The sequence below is a fragment of the Streptomyces sp. NPDC058534 genome, assembly GCF_042717365.1.
Taxonomy (GTDB): Bacteria; Actinomycetota; Actinomycetes; order Streptomycetales; family Streptomycetaceae; genus Streptomyces.
Genome location: NZ_JBHXNW010000181.1, coordinates 1 through 1,856, shown reverse-complemented (window position 1 = coordinate 1,856; position 1,856 = coordinate 1). Strand labels below are relative to the sequence as shown.

Sequence of the window (1,856 nt, the reverse complement as noted above, 5' to 3'; positions counted from 1 at the left end):
GCGGTCTTCTCGGTGCCCGTGCCGGTTGTCGGGGAGACGTCGTCAGCCGGCGAGCCGGTCGGTCGTCCGCTCGTGCAGGAACGCCGCGAGCATCGAGGGCGTCGGGTACTCGAAGACCACGTTGGACGGCAGCTTCGTGCCGCTCAACTCGGCGAGCCTGTTGCGCAGTTGCATGGCGATCAGCGAGTCGAAGCCGATCTCGAAGAGCCCCTGGTCGGCGCCGAGCCGGTCGGCCGTGGCGTATCCGAGGACCGCGGCGATCTGCGTACGCACCACGTCGAGCAGGAGTTCCCGCCGCTCGGCGGCGGGCAGCGTCTCCAGCCGGTCCGCCAGCGCACGCCGCTCGTCGGCAGAGACGGCGACCTGGACGGTCGGGCGCCGCCTGCGGACCCGGACCTCCGGGAGCCGCTCCCGGTCACCGCTGACGGCGGCAGCCCCGACCTGTTCGGCGGAGACGGGCCGCGCGGCCACGGACCGCATCCTCAGGACCGGCGTCCCCGTCTCGTCGACCGCCGCGAACGACAGCGTGTCGGAGCCGGTCCGGGTCAGCATGATCCGGAGGCTCGTGGCGCCCTCGGCGTGCAGCACCACGTCGTGCCACGCGGACAGCAGCGGCGTCTCGTCATCGGAGCCGGCCAGGGACAGCGCGGGCTGCGTCGCCGCGTCGAGCAGGGCCGGGTGCAGACCGAACAGGCCCGCGTCCGGGCGCTGGTCCTGCGCGAGCGCGGCCTCGGCGAAGAGCTCCTCGCCACGGCGCCAGACGGCGCGCAGACCCTGGAACGCGGGCCCGTGGACGTATCCCTTCTTCGCGAGTACGGCGGAGAGGTCGGCGAGGTCGACGGGCTCGGCACCGGCCGGCGGCCACTGGCCGGAGTCGGCACCCGCACCCGCACCCGCACCCGCGAAGGGCGCCTCGGGCGACAGGGTGCCGTACGCGTGCCGGGTCCACTCCTGTCCGCCTCCCTGACCGGCGTCGCGGGCGTCCCCGGTCGAGGAGTAGACCGCGACGGAACGACGGCCCATCGGGTCCTCGCCGCCGACGGCTACGTGCACCCGCACGGAACCCTCCTCCGGCAGGACCAGCGGGGCGTCGGTCACCAGCTCGTCAAGGATCTCGCAGCCGAACTCGTCGCCCGCCCGGATGGCCAGGTCGACGAAGGCCGCGCCCGGGACGAGCACCGCGCCGTGGACGGCGTGGTCGGCGAGCCAGGAGTGCGTCCGCAGCGACCAGCGGGAGGTGAAGACGAGCCCGTCCGACTGCGGCAGCTCGACGACGGCGCCGAGGAGCGGGTGATCGGACTCGGTCTGCCCGAACGAGCCCGCGGGCGTGGCCGACTTCGTGCGCTGGATCCAGTAGTGCTCGTGAGCGAAGGCGTACGTGGGCAGGTCGAGCTGGTGCCGGGTGTACGGGGTGGGCATGACGGCCGTCCAGTCGACGTCGACACCGCGGACGAAGGCCTCGGCGAGGGAGGTCAGCATGCGGCGCATGCCGCCCTCGCCACGGCGCAGGGAGCCCACCAGGAGGGGGGTCACCTCTGCGGTGTCGGCGATCTCGGAGACGGGCTGGAGGAGGACGGGGTGGGGGCTGACCTCGACGAACACGCCGAAGCCCTCACCGATGAGCGCACGGACGGCGGGCTCGAAGCCCACCGTGTGCCGGAGGTTCCGGTACCAGTAGCCGGCGTCCAGAACGTCCGCCTGCCCGATCCAGGTGCCGTCGACGGACGAGTAGAACGGGATCTCCGGCGCCAGGGCCGTCACGCCCGCGAGCTCGGCCGCGAGGACCTCCTCGACCGCCTCGACGTGACGGGTGTGGGAGGCGTAGTCCACCGCGACCCGCCGCACCCGCACACCCT

General features: G+C 73.5%; 1 protein-coding gene. It reads right to left on the bottom strand.

What is annotated here, in order from left to right:
* Positions 1-42: 42 nt before the first annotated feature.
* Positions 43-1,856 (bottom strand): acyltransferase domain-containing protein (locus tag ACFWR9_RS42630; protein WP_383853060.1); only part of this gene is annotated, 1,814 nt, incomplete at its 5' end.